This is a genomic window from Pseudomonas edaphica (genome assembly GCF_005863185.1).
In the GTDB taxonomy this organism is placed as follows: Bacteria; Pseudomonadota; Gammaproteobacteria; order Pseudomonadales; family Pseudomonadaceae; genus Aquipseudomonas; species Aquipseudomonas edaphica.
Map to the genome: position 1 here is coordinate 1 of NZ_VBVZ01000678.1, position 3,160 is coordinate 3,160.

Below are 3,160 nucleotides of genomic sequence, written 5' to 3' on the forward strand. Positions count from 1 at the left end.
CTTTATAAGTGAAGCAACTGGATTAGACCAGCTTCTCCAACTCGGGTACGGCTTCGAACAAGTCCGCAACCAGGCCGTAATCAGCCACCTGGAAGATTGGCGCTTCTTCGTCCTTGTTGATCGCAACGATCACCTTGGAGTCTTTCATACCGGCCAAGTGCTGGATCGCGCCGGAGATACCGACGGCGATGTACAGCTGTGGCGCAACGATTTTGCCGGTCTGGCCGACCTGCATGTCGTTGGGTACGAAACCTGCGTCGACGGCCGCGCGGGAAGCGCCGACCGCAGCGCCCAGCTTGTCGGCCAGGGCGTACAGGTGCTTGAAGTTGTCACCGTTCTGCATGCCGCGGCCGCCGGAAACGACGATTTTGGCAGCGGTCAGCTCAGGGCGATCCGACTTGGCCAGCTCTTCGCCAACAAAGCTGGAAGTGCCAGCGTCGTGGGCAGCAGCCACAGCTTCAATGGCAGCCGAACCACCTTCAGCGGCAACCGGGTCGAAACCGGTGGCACGCACGGTGATGACTTTGACCGAAGCGTTGGACTGTACGGTGGCGATAGCATTACCGGCGTAGATCGGGCGCTTGAAGGTGTCAGCGCTTTCGACCGAGATGATCTCGGATATCTGGTCAACGTCCAGCTGCGCAGCAACGCGTGGCAGGATGTTTTTGCCGTTGGAGGTAGCAGCAGCCAGGATGTGGCTGTAGCCAGCGCCCAGCTCAGCTACCAGCGGAGCAACGTTTTCTGGCAACTGATGCGCGTAGGCGGCGTTATCAGCGTTCAGGACTTTGCTCACGCCCGCGATTTTCGCAGCGGCTTCAGCCACGGCGCCAGCGCCCTGACCTGCTACCAGCACGTGAATGTCGCCGCCGATTTTAGCGGCAGCGGCCACGGTGTTCAGCGTGGCCGGGGCCAGCACCTTGTTGTCGTGTTCGGCGATTACGAGGATAGCCATGATCAGATCACCTTCGCTTCGTTTTTCAGTTTCTCGACCAATTCAGCCACCGACTTGACCTTGATGCCCGCGCTGCGTGCAGCCGGTGCTTCAACCTTGACGGTCTTGTTGGTAGAGGCGGTGGAAACGCCCAAAGCTTCTGGAGTCACCGACTCAAGCGGCTTCTTCTTGGCTTTCATGATGTTTGGCAGGGACGCATAGCGCGGCTCGTTCAAACGCAGGTCGGTGGTGACGATGGCCGGCAGTTTCAACGAAACGGTCTGTGCGCCGCCGTCGATTTCACGGGTCACAGCGACGCTGTCGCCGCTCACTTCGACTTTGGAAGCGAAGGTGCCCTGGCCGTAACCGGTCAGCGCAGCCAGCATCTGGCCAGTCTGGTTGTTGTCGCTGTCGATGGCTTGTTTGCCGAGGATCACCAGCTGAGGCTGTTCCTTGTCGACAACGGCCTTGAGCAACTTGGCCACGGCCAGGGAGGTCAGGTCTTCAGCCGACTCAACCAGAATGGCGCGGTCGGCGCCCAGGGCCAGGGCGGTACGCAGCTGCTCTTGAGCAGTGGTAGGGCCGATGGAAACCACCACGATTTCAGTCGCCACGCCTTTCTCTTTCAGGCGTACAGCTTCTTCCACAGCGATTTCACAGAAAGGGTTCATCGACATTTTGACGTTAGCAAGGTCGACGCCGGAATTGTCCGCCTTGACGCGAACTTTCACGTTGTAATCGACAACGCGTTTGACAGCTACAAGAACCTTCATGGATTCCTCGTTACTCTCCGGTGAAAAGAAAGTCGCCTAGGCGAACCTGGCGGTTGATGCTCATCGGCACACAAGGGCACCTCCAAAAACTTCGGCGGATGACTTAGCGATGGGGAAATGATGACCGTTCGTCAGGGGTGACTGAGAGGTCATTCTTTATCGCAGTGTGTAAACTGCGCACCATTGTTTAGGCACGCGTCACCTGTCTTGCTTTTGGACGTGCTCTTGAAACCTGCTGTCTGCCTACGGTAAGCGCAAAACCGACCGTATATTGACCGGAACGCCTATTCTGGTCAATACGCCAAAATAGCCAGTCATAAGCCGCGTTGCTTTGATTTACCTAGCCTGCGAGCAATTCAAACAAACGTTTGTATTGGACGCTGCCAGTGGTGTAGATATAATGCGCCACCTAGAGAGAAAGGTGGGTCTTGCCGTTGTTGCAAGACGACACCGAACCTCCATCCATTAGAAAAAAAAGCCTGTTGAGCCTTGAGTAGGAGATAGCCTGTGGAACGCGAATACATGGAATTCGACGTGGTCATCGTCGGCGCTGGCCCGGCAGGCCTGTCTGCCGCCTGCCGACTGAAGCAGAAGGCCGCCGAAGCCGGTAAAGAAATCAGCGTCTGCGTGGTCGAGAAAGGCTCCGAAGTCGGCGCTCACATCCTCTCCGGTGCCGTGTTCGAACCACGCGCCCTGAACGAACTGTTCCCGGACTGGAAGGAACTCGGCGCTCCGCTCAATACCCCGGTTGTGCGCGACGACATCTATGTACTGCGCAGCCCTGAAGCTTCCACCAAGGTGCCTGACTTCTTTGTGCCCAAGACCATGCACAACGAAGGCAACTACATTATCTCCCTGGGCAACCTGTGCCGCTGGCTGGCCCAGCAGGCCGAGAACCTGGGCGTAGAAGTCTACCCAGGCTTCGCCGCCCAGGAAGCGCTGTTCGACGAGAACGGCGTGGTGCGCGGGATCATCACCGGCGACCTCGGCGTCGACCGCGAAGGCCATCCAAAAGAAGGCGTGTACACCCCAGGCATGGAGCTGCGTGGCAAGTACACGCTGTTCGCCGAAGGTTGCCGTGGCCACATCGGCAAGCAACTGATCCAGCGTTTTAACCTGGACAGCGACGCCGACGCCCAGCACTACGGCATCGGCCTCAAGGAAATCTGGGAAATCGACCCGGCCAAGCATCAGCCTGGCCTGGTGGTTCATACCGCCGGCTGGCCGCTGGACATCATGAGCAACGAGAACACCGGCGGCTCGTTCCTTTATCACCTGGAAAACAACCAGGTGGTTGTCGGCCTGATCGTCGACCTGTCCTACAGCAACACCTTCCTGTCGCCGTTCGATGAGTTCCAGCGCCTCAAGCACCACCCGGTGCTGGCGCAATACCTGGAAGGCGGCAAACGCGTCAGCTACGGCGCGAGTGCCCTGGCCAAAGGCGGCATCAACTCGT

General features: G+C 58.4%; 3 protein-coding genes. 1 reads left to right on the forward strand and 2 read right to left on the reverse strand.

The window, feature by feature from the left end; translation table 11 throughout:
- Positions 1 to 22: 22 nt before the first annotated feature.
- Complete coding sequence (locus FEM54_RS28815) at positions 23 to 952, reverse strand: electron transfer flavoprotein subunit alpha/FixB family protein (RefSeq protein WP_138453881.1); 930 nt, start codon at positions 950 to 952, stop codon at positions 23 to 25.
- Between the two features lie 2 nt (positions 953 to 954).
- Positions 955 to 1,704, reverse strand: a complete 750-nt coding sequence (locus tag FEM54_RS28820; RefSeq protein ID WP_017138339.1) for an electron transfer flavoprotein subunit beta/FixA family protein — start codon at positions 1,702 to 1,704, stop codon at positions 955 to 957.
- A 507-nt stretch (positions 1,705 to 2,211) separates the two neighbouring features.
- Between FEM54_RS28820 and FEM54_RS28825 the strand changes: the two genes are divergently transcribed.
- On the forward strand, positions 2,212 to 3,160 hold a 949-nt coding region (locus FEM54_RS28825; protein WP_138453882.1), incomplete at its 3' end, for an NAD(P)/FAD-dependent oxidoreductase.